This window comes from Allobosea lupini (assembly GCF_900109525.1).
In the GTDB taxonomy this organism is placed as follows: domain Bacteria; phylum Pseudomonadota; class Alphaproteobacteria; order Rhizobiales; family Beijerinckiaceae; genus Allobosea; species Allobosea lupini.
Map to the genome: position 1 here is coordinate 237,553 of NZ_FOAN01000001.1, position 16,419 is coordinate 253,971.

The following is a 16,419-nucleotide window of genomic DNA, read 5'->3' on the forward strand; positions in this document are numbered from 1 at the left end:
CCTGAGAAAACTGCCCGATGAGCATTCCGCCTCCTACCCAGATCGCCAAGCCGCAGCTCGAGCGCGTCCTCGATGCGCTGAACCGCGGCGACAAGCCGACGCTCTCCGGCGTGCCCGATGGTTTCGACGCCGTCGTGCTCGCCGATCTGACGCGGGCCCGGGCGAAGAAATCGGAAGGGCCGGCGCTGATCGTCTTCATCGCCCGCGACGGTCAGCGCCTGCAGGTTCTGGAGAATGCGCTGCAGTTCGTCGCGCCCGATCTCGAGGTGATGAGCTTTCCGGCCTGGGACTGCCAGCCCTATGACCGCGTCTCGCCGGCGCCCTCGATCGTGGCGCACCGGATGACGACGCTGTCGCGCCTCGCCAGGACCAAGTCCGGCGATCGGCCGCGCCTGCTGCTGACCACCGTCAACGCCGCGCTCCAGCGCGTGCCGGCCTTCGGCAAGGTCGCCTCCGAGAGCTTCTCGGCAGCGCCGGGCAACATGGTCGATACGGAGGAACTGGCGCGCTGGCTCGACGTCAACGGCTACCTGCGGACCTCGACGGTGCGCGAGACCGGCGAGTTCGCCGTGCGCGGCGGCATCGTCGACCTCTTCCCGCCGGGCATGCCGGCGCCGATCCGGCTCGACTTCTTCGGCGACACGCTGGAATCGATCCGGACCTTCGATCCGGAGACGCAGCGCACCACCGGGCAATTGCGCGGGCTCGACCTCGTGCCGATGTCCGAGGCACAGATGACGAGCGACTCGATCCGTCGCTTTCGCCAATCCTATATCGCGACCTTCGGCACGCCCGGCCGCGACGACACGCTCTATGAGGCGGTGAGCGAAGGCAGGCGTCCGGCCGGTCTCGAGCACTGGCTGCCGCTGCTGGCCGAGAAGCTCGACACGCTCTTCACCTATCTGCCCGATGTCCCGATCGTCCTCGACCATCACGCCGATGATGCGGTGGCCGAGCGCATCAGCCTCATCAAGGACTATTACGAGGCCCGCAAGAGCGCGCTCGATCAGCCGTCGCCGGGCTCGATACCCTATAAGCCGCTGCCGCCGGAGGCGCTCTATCTCTCGCCGGCCGATTGGCGCGGCATCATCGGCGAGGCCGGTGTCGCCTCGCTGACGCCGTTCCAGCTGCCGGAGAGCGAAGGCAAGCTCGTCGTCGATCTCGGCGGCAAGCAGGGGCGCAACTTCGCGGCGGAACGCGCCGACAATTCCGGCAGCGTCTTCGACGCGGCCGTCGCGCATGTGAAGGCCCTGGAGGCAGACGGGCGACGCGTCATCCTCGCCGCCTGGTCGGAGGGCTCGCGCGAGCGCCTCGCCCATGTGCTGGCAGATCACGGCCTGAAGGCCGTGCAGATGACCGGTAGCCTGCGGGCGGCCTTCGACCTCAAGCCCGGCACCACCGCGCTCGCCGTCTGGGGGTTCGAGACCGGCTTCGAGGCCGGCAGGCTCGCCGTCATCGGCGAACAGGACATCCTGGGCGACCGGCTGGTACGGCCGCGCAAGAAGACGCGCCGGCCGCAGGACTTCATCAACGAGCTGTCCTCGCTGACACCCGGCGACATCGTCGTCCATGTCGATCACGGCATCGGCCGCTTCGTCGGCCTGCAGACGATCACGGCGGCCGGCGCGCCGCATGACTGCCTCGAAATCCACTACGCCGGCGACGCCAAGCTGTTCCTGCCGGCCGAGAATATCGAGCTGCTCTCGCGCTACGGCTCGGAGGACACCGAGGTTGTGCTCGATCGGCTCGGTGGCGGCGGCTGGCAGGCGCGCAAGGCCAAGCTGAAGCAGCGCATCCGCGAGATGGCTGGCAAGCTGATCCAGATCGCGGCTGCCCGCGCGCTCAAGGAAGCGCCCCGCCTGATCCCGCAGGACGGGCTCTACGACGAGTTCTGCGCCCGCTTCCCTTATGAGGAGACCGAGGACCAGCAGAACACGATCGATGCCGTGCTCGAGGATCTCGCGGCTGGCCGTCCGATGGACCGGCTGGTCTGCGGCGATGTCGGTTTCGGCAAGACCGAGGTGGCGTTGCGCGCCGCCTTCACCGCCGCGCTCGCCGGCAAGCAGGTCGCGGTCGTGGTGCCGACGACGCTGCTGGCGTGCCAGCACTACCGCAATTTCGCCGAGCGCTTCGCCGGCCTGCCGGTCAAGGTCGGCCAGGCCTCGCGCTTCGTCTCGGCGCCCGATCTGAAGGCGGTCAAGCAGGGTATTGCCGACGGGACAATGGACATCACCGTCGGCACACATGCGCTGCTTGGCAAGGGCATCGACTTCAAGGATCTCGGCCTCGTCATCGTCGACGAGGAGCAGCATTTCGGCGTCGCCCATAAGGAGCGACTGAAGGAAATGCGCGCCGAGGTCCACATGCTGACGCTGACGGCGACGCCGATCCCGCGCACGCTCCAGCTCGCCATGACCGGCGTGCGCGAGCTCTCGATCATCGCGACGCCGCCGGTCGACCGCCTGGCGGTGCGCACCTTCGTCACACCCTTCGATCCGCTGATCGTGCGCGAGGCGCTGCTGCGCGAGCGCTATCGCGGCGGGCGGTCCTTCTATGTAGTGCCGCGCATCGAGGACATCGCCGAGGTCAAGGACTTCCTCGACAAGCAGGTGCCGGAGTGCAAGGTCGGCATTGCCCATGGCCAGATGGCGGCTGGCACGCTGGAAGACGTGATGACGGCCTTTTATGAGGGCCAGTACGACATCCTGCTCTCGACCACGATCGTCGAATCCGGGCTCGACATTCCCACCGCAAACACCCTGATCATCCATCGCGCCGACATGTTCGGCCTGGCGCAGCTCTATCAGCTCAGGGGGCGCGTCGGCCGCTCGAAGGTGCGCGCCTATGCGCTCTTCACCGTGCCGGCCAACCGCAAGCTGACCGAGCAGGCCGATCGGCGTCTGAAAGTTCTGCAATCGCTCGATACGCTGGGCGCCGGCTTCCAGCTCGCCAGCCACGACCTCGACATCCGCGGCGCCGGCAACCTGCTCGGCGACGAGCAGTCCGGCCATATCAAGGAGGTCGGCTACGAGCTTTACCAGCAGATGCTGGAGGAGGCGGTGGCGGCGCTCAAGGCTGGCGTCGAGATCGAAAGCGATGCGCAGTGGTCGCCGAGCATCCAGATCGGCGCGCCGGTGATGATCCCCGAGCACTATATCGGCGATCTGACGCTCAGGCTGACGCTCTACAAGCGCCTCTCGACGATGGACGACGACGGCGACCTGCAGTCGTTCGGCGCCGAGCTGATCGACCGCTTCGGCCCGCTGCCGGAGGAGGTCAACCAGCTGCTGGAGATCGTCGCGATCAAGGCGCTCTGCAAGCGCGCCAATGTCGAGAAGGTCGAGGCCGGGCCGAAGGGCATCATCGTCGCCTTCCGCGACAACGAGTTCGCCAATCCGGAGGGGCTCGTCTCGTATGTCGCGAAGATCGGGACGCTGGCCAAGGTTCGCCCCGACATGCGCGTCGTCTTCATCGACGATTTCGAGACGGCCGAGCAACGCCTGACCGGCACGCGCCGGCTGCTGACCGATCTCGCGCGCATCGCCGAGCGGAAGAAGGCGGCGTAGGGCCTCATCCGTCATTCTCGGGGAACGCGCAGCGGCGACCCGAGAATCTCATGAAGGGAAGGCGCGGGTTGGAGTCTCCTCCGGCCTGAGATGCTCGGGTCAAGCCCGAGCATGACGGCCTTCTGGCTTTAGCCCGGATTGCGCCGCCTGATCTCGACGCGCTCGGGCGCGTGCGTGATCACGTCGACGATGGCGAGGTCGGGTCGGTCGAGGCGCGGCAAACCGTCGTCCTCGCCGGCGCGGCGGGTGACGACCAGGCTGGTCAGCGACTTGTGGCCGCCGAGCCGCGAGCGCGCGAGCGCCGGCTCCAGCGCGGCGGGGATGACGAGATGGACCATGCGCCCGCCTTCCAGGCAGGCACGCAGGTCGTCGAGCACGAACAGTCCGAGCGGCAGGAGCTCGACGCCAGTGAGCAGCGCGATGCCGGGCCCGGTCGCGAGCGCAGCGAGATCGCCGCCGACCAGCGTGGTGACGATGCGCGAGGACGCCAGCGGCTTCAGCACGCGCGAGATCTCGAGCGCTTTGGCGAGCACCTCCTTCTCACTGACCGTGAAGGGACCGGCGAGGCTGTGTCCGTCGACGACGCGGATCGGCGCCCGGTTCGCTGCAGGCGGCAATGCCGATGGCGTAGCGCCGTGGCCGAGCAGCGGCTCCAGCGCCGCGACGCCGTCGGGTACGCGCGCTCCGAAGCCGCCGATGAAGCGCATGCCGAAGGAGCGGGCGGCGACGTCGCGGAGCAGGTGAAGCGGCTGCAGCTCGCCGATCCGTGGCACGCCGAGCGCCATCACCGCGCCGGAGCGCTCGATGATCGGCAAGAGCTCCGCTTCCTTGGCATGGGCCGGCAGGAGCATCGGCGACAGGCCGGCCCGCAGGCTGGCGAGGATCGAGACCAGGGCCTCAGGGCCGAGCGGGGCCAGGATCGCGACGCAGGCGCCAGCTTGCGGCTTGGCGAGGAGGAGAAGGTTGGCAAGCCGGTCGACGCGGCCGTCGAGCTCGGCGAAGCCGAAGGCATTGGGGGAAAAATCGCTCCAGTCGCGCCGGCCGGGCGGGTCGCGGAAGGCCGGCTCATAGCCGCGGCGGGCGGCGAGTGCCTTCAGCAGGCTGTCGAAATCGAGCCCTTCGACCAGCGCGCCGATGGAGATTTCGTCGGAGCCCATCCGCATCGCCGGTCCTAGATCACGATGGTTTCAGATCGGGTCGATCCAAAACCATAAAGCGTGATCGGTTCTGAGAGTTCAGAGCAGGCTTCCTGCGAAAAATCGGTTCCCACTTTCTCGCGTCCTGCTCTAGTTGGCGGGCGCGGGCGGGGAGGGCGACCGCGCCAGCGTCTCATTTGAGAAGAAGAATTTCGGTCGCCGCTCGGGCAGGGTGATCTCGCGCGCCCGCGCCAGCCAAGTCTCCGGCAGATAGTAGAGCGGCACGACATAGAAGCCGGACAGCAGCAAACGATCGAGCGTGCGCACGGTCGCCACGAAATCCTCGCGCGAACGTGCCGCCAGCAGTGCCTGCAATGTTGCGTCGATGGCAGGCGAGCGCACGCCGGCATAGTTGAGCGCGCCCTTGCGCTCGGCATTGGCCGAACCCCAGCGGCCGATCTGCTCATTGCCGGGCGAGGCGGAAGCCGGCCAGGTCCACTGGATCATGTCGAAGTCGAAGGTCGAGAGCCGGCGCCAGTACTGGACGTCGTCGATCAACCGGACCGAGACGGTGATGCCCAGGCGTGCGAGCGAGGTCGCATAGTTCAGCGCCAGGCGCTCCTGCGGGCGGTTGGTGACGGTGATCTCGAAGCCGAAAGCCTCGCTCTGGCCGTCCTTGCGCAGCTGTCCGTCGTTCAGCCGGTAGCCGGCGGCTTCCAGCAAAGCGAGCGCGCGGCGAGCCTGGTCACGGTCGCGGCCGGAGCCGTCGGTCGTGGCCGGGGCCCAGGTTCCGGCGAGGATGTCGTCGCGCACGGCGCCGGGAAAGGCGGCGAGCAACGCCTTCTCGTGCTGATCGGCCGGCACGCCGAGCGCCGAGAGCTCGCTGTCGGCGAAGAAGCTGCCGGCGCGTCGGTAGACGCCGTGGAACAGGTTGCGATTGGCCCATTCGAAGTCGAACAGCATCGCCAGCGCCTCGCGGACGCGGATATCGGCGAATTGCGGGCGGCGTGTGTTGAAGACCAGTCCGGTCATGCCCTTGGGCGTCTGGAATCGGAAGGTGTCGCGGACGATCCGACCCTCGCGCACGGCGGGGACGTCATAGCCGGTCATCCAGCGCGTCGGGTCGCTTTCAAGACGAACATCGTAAAGTCCTGCCTTGAAGGCTTCGAACAAAGCATTGGAATCACGGTAGAAATCGTAGCGGATCTCGTCGGCGTTGAAGAGGCCGCGGGTGAGGGCATGATCCTCGGCCCAGAAATCCTTGCGGCGCTTCAGCCGGAGCATCTCGCCCGGCTTGACCTCCTCGACGAGGTAGGGGCCGGAGCCGAGCGCCGGCTTGAAGCTGGTGTCGCCGAATTTCTCGGCGTCGGTGGCGTGCCTGGCGAAGATCGGCATGGCGCCGATCACCAGCGGCAATTCGCGGTTGGAGCCGTCGCCGAGCTCGAAGACGACGCGATCGGGAGAGGGGGCTTCGACCTTGGTCACGCGACCCAGGCTCGAGCGGTGGAACGGCTTGCCCTTGGTCTTCAGCATCTCGAAGGTGAAGATCACATCGTCCGCCGTCACCGGCTTGCCATCGGAGAAGCGGGCGCGCGGATCGATCTGGAAGGCGAGACGGGTTCGTTCCGAGTTGAGCTCGACCTTGCTGGCCAGCAGGCCATAAGCGGTGAAAGGCTCGTCGGCGGAGCGGAACAGAAGGCTCTGCTGGACATAGCGCGGGACGGCGTCGGGGGCGACACCCAACACCACCAGAGGATTGAGGCTGTCGAAGGTGCCCTGCTGGCCGTAAATGATTCGCCCGCCCTTCGGCGCCCGCGGATCGGCATAGGGCAGGTGAGCGAAACCCTTGGCCAGCTCCGGCTCGCCATGCATGGCGATGGCGGCATCGTTCTCGGCCGCAGCTGCGCGCGGGTTCCCGATCGGCCCGAAAGCCGCCAAGCCCGCCAGGACGAGCCAGAGACACCACGCGTAACGCGCCGCTGCGCTGAAAGGTCGATGCATGCTCGAAACTGATTCCCTGCCGCAGAATAACATGCGATCAAACTTGTCGCGCCGGGCTCTTCGGGGCTGGAAACCTGCGACAGAACTCGCTAAACGCAGGCCGGGCGTCATCCAAACGCCGCAATCGCGCTTGATGTGCTCACGCCGCCACCGGCTCCGGCACCTTGCTGGGTTGAGCCTTGGGTGATGCATGCCGCCGAATCCGGCGGCCGAACCAGTTTCATGGTCAAGGAAACGCAGATGTCAGCTTCGACCCGCCTGTCCCGGAGCCAGGGCGCCACCGCGAAGAGCACGGTCCGCGGCCTCGCGCTCATCCTCGGCGCCGCCGTCGCTCTAGCCCCGATCGCCGCGAGCGCGCAGCAGGCTCAGCCGCAGCGCCCGGCGAATCGCCCGGCCGCGCCGGCGCAGCAGCCCGCTCCCGCCCAGCAGCCGGCCCAGGGCCAGGCTGCCCAGACCGGTCCCACCGTCGTCCAGGTCAAGCCCGAGCCGTCCCAGACGAGCTGGACCAAGGTCTGCGGCAAGGATCAGGCGGCCAACAAGGAAATCTGCTACACCACCCGCGACTTCGTCTCTGACCAGGGCCAGCCGGTGCTTGCCGCCGCGGTCTACGACGTCAAGGGCGACGCCAACAAGATCGTGCGCTTCCTGATGCCGCTCGGCCTGCTGCTGCAGCCGGGCATCCGCTTCGGCGTCGATAACGCCCAGCCGACGCCCGGCCGCTATGCGATCTGCTTCCCGAACGGCTGCTTTGCCGAGGCGCAGGTCAAGGACGACCTCATCAACGCGATGAAGAAGGGCACCACCCTCAACATCAGCGTGCAGAACCAGGGCGCGCGCGAGGTCACCTTCGCCATCCCGCTGGCTGATTTCGCCAAGGCCTTCGACGGCGCGCCGATCGACCCGAAGGTTCTGGAAGAGCAGCAGAAGGCGCTGCAGGACGAACTCGCCAAGCGCCAGGAGGAGCTGCGCAAGCGCCTCGGCGGCGCCGAGGCGACCCCTGGCGCGGCGCCGGCCCCCGGTACGCCGGCCGCCCCGGCTCCGGGCGCGACGCCTGCGCCGGCTCCGAAGCCCTGATCGATCGAACAGGTAGAATGCATATCGACGCCGGGCCTCGTGCCCGGCGTTTTCATGTGTTCAAGGTGCGGCGCGCTCAGTGCGCTTGACCTGCTGCCAGAGCTCCTCGAGCTCCTCCAGGGTGGCCTCCCGCGGCTCGCGCCCCTGGCGCTCCAACGCCGCCTCGATGCCGGCAAAGCGCCGTTCGAATTTTGCGTTGGCAGCAGTGAGGCAGGCCTCGGGATCGGCATCGACATGGCGGGCGAGATTGGCCACCACGAAGAGCAGGTCGCCGATCTCCTCCTGGATCGCGGCCTTGTCGCCGCCGGCGAGCGCTTCCTCGATCTCGGCGGTCTCCTCGCGCACCTTGTCGAGCACCAATCGGGCATCGTTCCAGTCGAAGCCGACGGTCGAGGCCTTGGCCTGCAGCTTCCAGGCGCGGGTCAGCGCGGGCAGGGTGGTCGGCACGCCGGCGAGCACGCCCTTGGCCTCTGCAGGCTCCGGCAGCCCGGCCTCGGCTCTGGCGCGTGCCTTGTCGGCCTTCTCCTGCGCCTTGATCTGCCCCCAGAGCGCCTTGACCTCAGCGGGCGACAGATCGCGCGCATCGCCGAAGACATGCGGATGCCGGCGGATCAGCTTGGTGGTGATCGCCTCGACGACGTCGGGGAAGGCGAAGCTGCCCTGCTCCTGCGCCATTCGGGCGTGGAACACGACCTGCAGCAAGAGGTCGCCGAGCTCGTCCTTGAGATCGACGAGATCGCCGCGGGCGATCGCGTCGGCGACCTCGTGGGCCTCCTCGATCGTGTAGGGCGCAATCGAGGCGAAGTCCTGCTCGAGATCCCAGGGGCAGCCCGTCCCGGGCGTACGCAGCGCGGCCATGATCTCGATCAGGCGCTCGATGTCGCGAGACGGCTTCATCGCTGCAATTCTCCCTGTGTTGGGGTAGCGTCCTCCCATGATTCAAGTGACCCCGTCCATCGCGATCGACGACAGCGAGATCGAGGAGAGCTTCGTGCGCGCCTCCGGTCCGGGCGGGCAGAACGTCAACAAGGTCTCGACTGCGGTCGAGCTGCGCTTTGACGCCCGCCGCTCGGCCTCGCTGCCCAATGATGTCGCGCTCCGGCTGATGAAGCTGGCCGGCAGCCGGCTGACGCAGGATGGCGTGATCGTCATCACGGCGCAGGAGCATCGCAGCCAGAGCCGCAACCGCGAGGAGGCGCTGGCGCGGCTGGTCGAGCTGATCAGGCAGGCGGAGGTGCGACCTAAGGTCCGGCGGGCGACCAAGCCGACCAAGGCCTCGAAGGAGCGGCGCCTAGCTTCGAAGGTAAAGCGTTCCTCGGTTAAATCGACCCGCGGCAAGCCGAGGTTCGACTAGCTTGGCGTCAGGGCGGGGCAAAGAGGCGGCACCAGGAGAGCGGCCGGCGCCCAAGCGGATCACGGCCGACTATCTGCGGCGGGCCGCGCTGCATTATCTCGAACGCTATTCAGTCCCGGCGGTGCAATTGCAGCGCGTCCTGCTGCGCAAGGTCGAGCGCAGCTGCCGGCATCACGGGCAAGACCCCCAGGCATTCCGCACGGCGGTCGAGGAGATTGTCAGGTCTTGCGTTGTCTCGGGCCTCGTCGACGACCGCCGCTTCGCCGAGGCGAGGGCGCAGAGCCTGCGCCGCAAGGGGCGCTCGGCGCGGGCCGTGGCAGCGGGCCTTGCGACCAAGGGCGTCGAGCGCGGCCTCGTCGCCGAGGTCGTGGCGACCGACGAGGAGACCGAGCTGGATGCCGCGCGCATCGCTGCCCGCCGCAAGCGCCTCGGACCATGGAGCCGCGGTGATCGCGTCGCGCAGCGGCAAAAGCATATCGCGGCGCTGGCACGCGCCGGCTTCAGCCTGGCGATCGCCCGCGCCGTGATCGACGACGCGGGCGAGGGCGGGTGACCGCTGGACCGGTCAATCGGGCTTGACGTTGGCCTCGGCCACGACCTTGCCCCAGCGCGCGACCTCGACCTTGACGAAGTCGCCGAAGGCGGGGCCGTAGAGGTTCGGGATCTCCGAGCCGTTCTTCTTCCAGGCTTCGGTCACCATCGGCGTGGCCAGTGCCTTCTGCAACTCGGCCGTCATCTTTGCTACGATCTCCGGCGGCGTGTTCTTCGGCGCCCACATCGCATACCAGGTCGAGACCTCGTAGCCCGGCACGCCTGCTTCCGCGGTGGTCGGAACATCGGGGAAGGCGCTGGCGCGTTTGGGCGCCGCGACGGCGAGGGCCCGCAGCGTGCCGCTGGAGATCTGCGCGGCGGAGGAACCAAGCCCGTCGAAGGCGAGATCGACCTGACCGGCGACGAGATCCTGCATCAGCGGGCCTGCGCCACGATAGGGCACATGGGTCAGGTTCACCTTGGTGGTGAGCTTGAACAGTTCGCCGGCGAGATGGTGCGTGGTGCCGTTGCCGGCCGAGCCATAGTTCAGCTTGTCGGGATTCTTCTTGGCGAAGTCGATCAGCTCCACCAGCGTCTTGGCCTGGACCTTGCCGGGATGGACGACCACGACCTGCGGCGGCTGGGCGATGACGCCGATCGGGATGAAATCGGTCTGGATGTTGTAGTCGAGCTTCGGATAGAGGGCCGGCGCGATGGCGTGGTGCGCGGCGCCGATGAAGAAGGTGTAGCCGTCGGGCGCGGCCTTCGAGGCGGCCGACGCGCCGACCGTCCCGCCGGCGCCGCCGCGGTTGTCGATCAGGATGCGCTGGCCGAGCTGCTGCTCGAGCTGGGCGGCAAGGGGGCGGGCAAAGGCGTCGGTGCCGCCGCCGGCCGGGAACGGCACGATGAAGCTGACGGGCTTCTGCGGCCAGGATTGAGCCGTCGCCGGCGCTGCCGGGACGAGCTGGATGAGGGTGGCGAGCGCGAGTGCGCCGAGCCAGCCGGATTTCGACATCGATTTGATCTCCCTTGGATATCCGGACTCTTGAAGGTCCTTGCAATCGCTTCCGGCAGAATGCCGGGCGTTATGTCAGATTAGCGCATTGCGATATCGGAATGGCAACCCGACCAAAGCAGGGTCTCCCCGGCAGCCGGCCGAACTGGCTGTCAGGATCGCCGCAACCGAAATCGGCCGGGAAATCCGGGCGTTTTGCATGACGTTGAAGCCAACGGGTTGGCAGGAGTGTTGGCTGCGGAGATTGACATTCGTCGGCCTAGTACGTTGATATCAACATAAATAGACCGTTCGGCCTGACAGCAGAACGGCCGGCCTGAACCGTGCTCGACAGCGTGCGTTTGGCGATGAGCAGGAGCCGCATGGGTAAAGTCGCCGGTTGGCGAACACGTCATGCGCCGCTGCTGGACAATGACGGCTACGACGAGGGTGTGGGCTGGATCACCGCCTAACCGGCTGCGTTTCGGTCGGTCGATGCCGCCAGATTCGCGCGGATCTCAGACGAAAAAAGGGAGACGACCATGAAGATCGTGACCAGCCTGAGCTTTCAGGGGCAGTGCCGCGAGGCTTTCGAGTTCTATGCCAAAGTGCTGGGCGGCAAGATCACGGCCGCCATGCCCTATGGCGATGCGCCGCCCGGCATGGGCATGCCGGACACCGACGGCAAGTATAAGAACTGGCTGATGCATTGCTGGCTCGAGGTCGGCGATCAGGCGCTGATGGGCGCCGACATGGATACCGCCTGGGCCCACAACATCGACAAACCCAAGAACGGCTTCGACGTCACCCTGCACACCAACGACAAGGCCCAGGGCCAGCGCTGGTTCGAGCAGTTGGCCGAAGGGGGCAGGGCCGTGATGCCGTTCAGCGAGACCTTCTGGTCGCCCGGCTTCGGCTCCCTCGTCGACAAGTTCGGAATCCCGTGGATGGTCAACACCATCCCGTCGGCCGACTGGAAGCCGTCGCAGGGCTGAGGCGGCCCGATCCCGATAAAAAGCTGCGGCGGGATGTCGGCTTCGCCAAGGCCGATCCGTCCTTGGGGCATTGAGCGCACCCGCGGGGCCAGTCCGGCTGACCGGGGCGCTCCTCGAACGTCCCGGAGAAGGTGATGAGCCAGTCCTATCGTTGGGTGATCGTCGCCGCAGGCGGCCTGCTCGGCTGCGTCGCGGTCGGCGCCATGTTCTCGTTGCCGGTCTTCCTGCGGCCGATGTCGCAGGATACCGGCTGGTCCGTCACCGGGATCTCGACGGCGATGACGATCGGTTTCCTCGCCATGGCGGCAGCCAGCATGGTCTGGGGCAATCTCTCCGATCGCTATGGGCCGCGCCCGGTGGTGCTGACCGGATCGATCGTCCTGGCTGCGAGCCTGGCGCTCGCGAGCAGGGCGGATTCCCTGATCGAATTCCAGCTGCTCTTCGGCCTTCTGGTCGGTGCGGCGACCGCGGCTGTCTTCGCGCCGATGATGGCCTGCGTCACCGGCTGGTTCGACACCCAGCGCGGCCTTGCGGTCTCGCTCGTCTCGGCCGGCATGGGGATGGCGCCGATGACCATGGCGCCGCTCGCAGCCTGGCTGGTCACCATCCATGACTGGCGCGCCTCGATGCAGATCATCGCCGCCATCGCGGCGGTGCTGATGATCCCTGCGGCGCTCCTGGTGCGCCGGCCGCCAGCGTTGGAGGCAGCTGCTGCCAAGACCGAGGCGACCGAAGTCACGCAAGGAGAGATGAGCGTCGGCCAGGCGGTGCGTTCGCCCCAGTTCATCACGCTCATGCTGGCGAATTTCTTCTGCTGCGCCACGCATTCCGGGCCGATCTTCCACACGGTGAGCTATGCCGTGAGCTGTGGCATCCCGATGCTCGCGGCCGTGTCGATCTACAGCGTCGAGGGATTGGCCGGCATGTTCGGCCGTCTCGGCTTCGGTGTCGCGGGGGACCGGTTCGGCGCGCAGCGGGTCCTGATCCTCGGGCTGCTGGCCCAGGCTTTCGGCGTGCTGGCCTATGCCTTCGTCGGCGAGCTCGCCGGCTTCTATGCGGTCGCTGTGATCGTCGGCTTCATCTACGCCGGCACCATGCCGCTCTATGCCGTGATCATCCGCGAGAATTTCCCTCTGAAGATGATGGGTACGATCATCGGCGGCACGGCGATGGCCGGAAGCTTGGGCATGTCGACCGGCCCGCTGCTCGGCGGCCTGATCTACGACCGGTTCGGTAGCTACGCGCCGATGTATGTCGGCTCCTGGGTCCTCGGCCTGGCGGCGATGCTGGTCCTGTGGAGCTTCCGGCCGTTTCCCGAGAAGCGGGCGGAGCTGGCGGTGGCGTGAAGGGCTTGCGCGTCGCGATGGCGGGGAGACTCAACGCGATCGGCTCATTGCTTCAACGCCTGGTGTGGTTGCGCCAGGCGTTGGAAGACGGAGCGGAGGGGTTGGAGAGAAGCGATCCGCAGGCCCAGATCCGATTCGCATAAGACATATTATGGAACTTAAATTGATGCCCGGAAATGCCCCCGTGAGGCCGGCCTAGCTCTCGACCGTCAGCTTCATGCCATCGAACGCCGGTTCAATGTGGGCCGGCAAGCGCTTGGCCAAGCTGGCATAATCGAGATCGACATGGAGGTTGGTCAGGATCGCGCGACGCGGCTTGAGCTCCGCGATCGCGTCGAGCGACTGCTCCAGATTGAAGTGGCTGGGATGCGGCGATTCACGCAGGCAGTCGAGGACGAGCAGGTCGAGCCCGCTCATCGCCGCCATCGCTTCTGGCGGGATCGCGCTGACATCGGGCGCATAAGCAAAATCGCCGAAGCGGAAGCCGAGCGCGTCATAGTTCGGGCCGTGCTCGAGCCGGAACGGCAATGTCTCGATCGGTCCGCCAGCGCCGTCGATCACGAGTGGTTCGCCGGCTGCGAGCGGCTTCAGATCGAGGATCGGCGGATACAAGCTGCCGGGCGGCGTCTCGAACAGATAGCCGAAGCGCTGGCGCAGCGTCACGGCCGTTACAGCATCGGCGTGGACCGGGATGCGCTTGCGCATATGCAGCACCAGCGCGCGCAGATCGTCGATGCCATGGGTGTGGTCGGCATGGTCGTGGCTGAACAGGGTCACGTCGAGCCGGTTGATCTCAGCCGACAGGAGCTGCTCGCGCAGGTCCGGCGTGGTGTCGATCAGCACGCTCGTCGCGCCGTTCAGGCCGCGGCGCTCGACCAGGATCGAGCAGCGCCGCCGCCGGTTCTTCGGATCGTTGGGATCGCAGGCGCCCCAGCCGGAGCCTGGCCGCGGGACACCGCCGGATGAGCCGCAGCCGAGGATGGTGACGGTCAGGCTCATGCGGCGGCGCCAGCCTCAGGCAACCCGCGCCACAGGCGCCCCATGGTCCATCTTCCAGTAGCAGCGCCTGGCGTTCTCCGTCGTGATCCGGGCGATCTCGTCGAAGGAGACGCCTTTGACCTCGGCGAGAACCTTCGCAGTTTCAACGACATAGGACGGTTCGTTGCGCTTGCCGCGGTAAGGCGTGGGGGCGAGGTAGGGCGCGTCGGTTTCGACCAGCAGGCGCTCCATCGGGATGTCGCGGGCGATATCGCGCAGCGCCTGCGAGGTCTTGAAAGTCAGGATTCCGGAAAAAGAGACGTAGAGCCCGAGCTCGACGCCGGTGCGGGCCAGCATCTCGCCGGCGGTGAAGCAGTGCAGGATGGCAGGGAAGGCGCCCTTCCCCATTTCCTCGCGCAGGATCGCCGCCATGTCCTCGTCGGCTTCGCGCGAATGGATCACCAGCGGCAGCTGGGTCTCGCGGGCCGCAGCGATATGGGTGCGCAGGCCCTGCTCCTGCGCTTCGCGCGGGCTCTTGTCGTAGTGATAGTCGAGCCCGGCCTCGCCGATCGCGACGCAGCGCGGATGACGCGACAGTGCGACCAGCTGCCCGGCGGTGACGTCGAGCTCTTCATGCGCGCCATGCGGATGCGTGCCGACCGTGCACCAGACCGAGGGAAAACGCTCGGCCAGCGCCGCATAGGTGGCAAAGCGGGCGACGCGGGTCGAGATCGTCACCATCCGGCCGACGCCGGCCGCTTCGGCGCGGTCGACATAGGATCCGATATCCTCGGCGAAATCGGGGAAATCGAGATGGCAATGCGTATCGATCAGCATCAGGCCGCCTCGCCGCCTTCCGGCTCGACATAGCGCGGGAAGACCGCGCTCGGCGCCGGCAGCACCGTGCCCGCGGAGAGGCGGCCGGTCTCGCCGAGCGATGCGAAGTCGCGCGCCTCCGCCGGGACCGCGAGCAGATCGAGCAGCTTGGCCATCGCTTGCGGCATCACCGGCTGGGTCATGATCGCGACCTGCCGGATCGTCTCGATCGTGACGTAGAGCACCGTATCGCGGCGGACCGGGTCGCTCTTGGAGAGCTTCCACGGTTCGTTGTTGGCGAAATAGCGGTTGGCCTCGGCGACCACGGCCCAGATGTCCGCCAGCACGACGTGCAGGGCGAAATCCTGCATGGCCGTGCGCGTCTTCGCCAGCAGCCCATCGGCCTGCGCCAGCATGGCGCGATCGCCTTCCGTCAGCGCACCGGCCGGCGGCACCCTGCCCTCGCAGTTCTTGGCGATCATCGACAGCGAGCGCTGCGCGAGATTGCCGAGATCATTGGCGAGGTCGGCATTGATGCGTCCGACGATCGCCTCGTGGCTGTAGTTGCCATCCTGGCCGAAGGAGACCTCGCGCAGGAAGAAATAGCGCAGCTGGTCGACGCCGTAGATATCGGCGAGCGCGAACGGGTCGACGACGTTGCCGACCGATTTCGACATCTTGGCGCCCTTGTTCAGCAGGAAGCCATGACCGAAGACACGCTTCGGCAGCGGCAGCCCCGCCGACATCAGGAAGGCCGGCCAGTAGACCGTATGGAATCGCACGATGTCCTTGCCGATGATGTGGACATCGGCCGGCCAGTAGTGCCAGCGCGGATCGCTCTCGTCGGGGAAGCCACAGCCGGTAACGTAGTTGTTGAGCGCGTCGACCCAGACATACATCACATGCTTGGGATCGCCCGGGACCGGCAGCCCCCAGTCGAAGGTGGTGCGGCTAATCGAGAGATCCTCGAGCCCGCTTTGGACAAAGGACACGATCTCGTTGCGGCGCGTTTCCGGCGAGACGAAGTCCGGCACGTCGCGATAAAGCGCGAGTAGCTTGTCCTGATAGGCCTTCAGACGGAAGAAATAGCTCTCCTCCTCGACCCATTCGACCGGCGTGCCCTGCCCGCCCAGGCGCGTGCCGTCAGGTTGGAGGGTCGTCTCCTCCTCGCCATAGAAGGCTTCGTCCCGGACCGAGTACCAGCCGGAATATTTGGCGAGGTAGATGTCGCCATTGGCCTCCATCCTGCGCCAGAGTTCCTGCGTCGAGGGCAGGTGGTCGGTGTCGGTGGTGCGGATGAAGCGGTCGAACGAGCAGCCCAGCCGCTGCTCCATCTCCTCGAAGCGCGCGGCGATGCCGTCGACGAAATCCTTGGGCGAGAGCCCGTTCTGCGCAGCAGTGCGCTGCACCTTCTGGCCGTGTTCGTCGGTGCCGGTCATGGCGAAGACGTCATAGCCATCGAGGCGCTTGAAGCGGGCGATCGCATCCGCCGACACCATCTCATAGGCGTGGCCGATATGCGGCGGGCCGTTGGTGTAGTGGATCGCAGTCGTCAGATAGAACTTCGGGGCCGAGGCCATTGGTCTGTCCGGTCGTCAAAGAGTGAGAGCAGGACTTGCGCGAAAACC

Annotated in this window: 13 protein-coding genes; 6 read left to right on the forward strand and 7 right to left on the reverse strand. The window is 67.0% G+C overall.

Annotated elements, in window-relative coordinates:
- Positions 1-17 precede the first annotated feature (17 nt).
- Entirely contained in the window at positions 18-3,566 is a 3,549-nt protein-coding gene (gene mfd, locus BMZ21_RS01115; protein WP_091828827.1) for a transcription-repair coupling factor, read from the forward strand.
- 128 nt (positions 3,567-3,694) lie between these two features.
- Here mfd and BMZ21_RS01120 read toward each other — a convergent pair whose 3' ends face one another.
- Both BMZ21_RS01120 and BMZ21_RS01125 read right to left on the reverse strand, forming a co-directional pair.
- Positions 3,695-4,729, reverse strand: a complete 1,035-nt coding sequence (locus tag BMZ21_RS01120) for an AMP-binding protein (RefSeq protein WP_091828828.1) — start codon at positions 4,727-4,729, stop codon at positions 3,695-3,697.
- A gap of 123 nt (positions 4,730-4,852) precedes the next feature.
- On the reverse strand, positions 4,853-6,703 hold the full coding sequence (locus BMZ21_RS01125; protein WP_091828829.1) for an extracellular solute-binding protein: 1,851 nt from the start codon (positions 6,701-6,703) through the stop codon (positions 4,853-4,855).
- A 240-nt stretch (positions 6,704-6,943) separates the two neighbouring features.
- Here BMZ21_RS01125 and BMZ21_RS01130 point away from each other — a divergent pair, with 240 nt between their 5' ends.
- On the forward strand, positions 6,944-7,777 hold the full coding sequence (locus tag BMZ21_RS01130; protein WP_091830462.1) for an invasion associated locus B family protein: 834 nt from the start codon (positions 6,944-6,946) through the stop codon (positions 7,775-7,777).
- Between the two features lie 60 nt (positions 7,778-7,837).
- On the opposite strand, the gene mazG is transcribed toward BMZ21_RS01130, so the two are convergent.
- On the reverse strand, positions 7,838-8,674 hold the full coding sequence (mazG, locus tag BMZ21_RS01135) for a nucleoside triphosphate pyrophosphohydrolase (RefSeq protein WP_091828877.1): 837 nt from the start codon (positions 8,672-8,674) through the stop codon (positions 7,838-7,840).
- A 37-nt stretch (positions 8,675-8,711) separates the two neighbouring features.
- Here mazG and arfB point away from each other — a divergent pair, with 37 nt between their 5' ends.
- Together arfB and BMZ21_RS01145 are read left to right on the forward strand one after the other, a co-directional pair.
- Positions 8,712-9,131, forward strand: a complete 420-nt coding sequence (gene arfB, locus BMZ21_RS01140; protein ID WP_091828879.1) for an alternative ribosome rescue aminoacyl-tRNA hydrolase ArfB — start codon at positions 8,712-8,714, stop codon at positions 9,129-9,131.
- A gap of 1 nt (position 9,132) precedes the next feature.
- Complete coding sequence (locus tag BMZ21_RS01145) at positions 9,133-9,684, forward strand: regulatory protein RecX (RefSeq protein ID WP_091828881.1); 552 nt, start codon at positions 9,133-9,135, stop codon at positions 9,682-9,684.
- Between the two features lie 12 nt (positions 9,685-9,696).
- Here BMZ21_RS01145 and BMZ21_RS01150 read toward each other — a convergent pair whose 3' ends face one another.
- Positions 9,697-10,677, reverse strand: a complete 981-nt coding sequence (locus BMZ21_RS01150; RefSeq protein WP_091828883.1) for a Bug family tripartite tricarboxylate transporter substrate binding protein — start codon at positions 10,675-10,677, stop codon at positions 9,697-9,699.
- 521 nt (positions 10,678-11,198) lie between these two features.
- Here BMZ21_RS01150 and BMZ21_RS01155 point away from each other — a divergent pair.
- Positions 11,199-11,651 (forward strand): VOC family protein, encoded by a 453-nt coding sequence (locus BMZ21_RS01155; RefSeq protein WP_091828885.1) that lies wholly within the window; start codon positions 11,199-11,201, stop codon positions 11,649-11,651.
- 134 nt (positions 11,652-11,785) lie between these two features.
- Positions 11,786-12,997, forward strand: a complete 1,212-nt coding sequence (locus BMZ21_RS01160; protein WP_091828887.1) for an MFS transporter — start codon at positions 11,786-11,788, stop codon at positions 12,995-12,997.
- Between the two features lie 195 nt (positions 12,998-13,192).
- Here the strand turns inward: BMZ21_RS01160 and BMZ21_RS01165 are convergent, their stop codons facing one another.
- From BMZ21_RS01165 to metG, 3 genes are read right to left on the reverse strand one after another with little or no spacing between them, the layout of a single operon-like run.
- Positions 13,193-13,996: an MBL fold metallo-hydrolase gene (locus BMZ21_RS01165; RefSeq protein WP_091828889.1), complete on the reverse strand. Its 804-nt coding sequence runs from the start codon at positions 13,994-13,996 to the stop codon at positions 13,193-13,195.
- Positions 13,997-14,011: 15 nt separating this feature from the next.
- Positions 14,012-14,812, reverse strand: a complete 801-nt coding sequence (locus tag BMZ21_RS01170) for a TatD family hydrolase (protein ID WP_091828896.1) — start codon at positions 14,810-14,812, stop codon at positions 14,012-14,014.
- A complete protein-coding gene (metG, locus tag BMZ21_RS01175) occupies positions 14,812-16,371 on the reverse strand; it encodes a methionine--tRNA ligase (RefSeq protein WP_091828905.1) in 1,560 nt (519 codons plus the stop codon). Before metG ends, BMZ21_RS01170 begins: the two co-directional genes overlap by 1 nt.
- Positions 16,372-16,419: the final 48 nt, after the last annotated feature.

What these genes read in the sequence shown, in the direction of transcription:
- mfd (WP_091828827.1), top strand. Translation starts at nt 18, where the DNA reads ATGAGCATTCCGCCTCCTACCCAGATCGCCAAGCCGCAGCTCGAGCGC.
- BMZ21_RS01120 (WP_091828828.1), bottom strand. Translation starts at nt 4,729, where the DNA reads ATGCGGATGGGCTCCGACGAAATCTCCATCGGCGCGCTGGTCGAAGGG.
- BMZ21_RS01125 (WP_091828829.1), bottom strand. Translation starts at nt 6,703, where the DNA reads ATGCATCGACCTTTCAGCGCAGCGGCGCGTTACGCGTGGTGTCTCTGG.
- BMZ21_RS01130 (WP_091830462.1), top strand. Translation starts at nt 6,944, where the DNA reads ATGTCAGCTTCGACCCGCCTGTCCCGGAGCCAGGGCGCCACCGCGAAG.
- mazG (WP_091828877.1), bottom strand. Translation starts at nt 8,674, where the DNA reads ATGAAGCCGTCTCGCGACATCGAGCGCCTGATCGAGATCATGGCCGCG.
- arfB (WP_091828879.1), top strand. Translation starts at nt 8,712, where the DNA reads ATGATTCAAGTGACCCCGTCCATCGCGATCGACGACAGCGAGATCGAG.
- BMZ21_RS01150 (WP_091828883.1), bottom strand. Translation starts at nt 10,677, where the DNA reads ATGTCGAAATCCGGCTGGCTCGGCGCACTCGCGCTCGCCACCCTCATC.
- BMZ21_RS01155 (WP_091828885.1), top strand. Translation starts at nt 11,199, where the DNA reads ATGAAGATCGTGACCAGCCTGAGCTTTCAGGGGCAGTGCCGCGAGGCT.
- BMZ21_RS01160 (WP_091828887.1), top strand. Translation starts at nt 11,786, where the DNA reads ATGAGCCAGTCCTATCGTTGGGTGATCGTCGCCGCAGGCGGCCTGCTC.
- BMZ21_RS01165 (WP_091828889.1), bottom strand. Translation starts at nt 13,996, where the DNA reads ATGAGCCTGACCGTCACCATCCTCGGCTGCGGCTCATCCGGCGGTGTC.
- BMZ21_RS01170 (WP_091828896.1), bottom strand. Translation starts at nt 14,812, where the DNA reads ATGCTGATCGATACGCATTGCCATCTCGATTTCCCCGATTTCGCCGAG.
- metG (WP_091828905.1), bottom strand. Translation starts at nt 16,371, where the DNA reads ATGGCCTCGGCCCCGAAGTTCTATCTGACGACTGCGATCCACTACACC.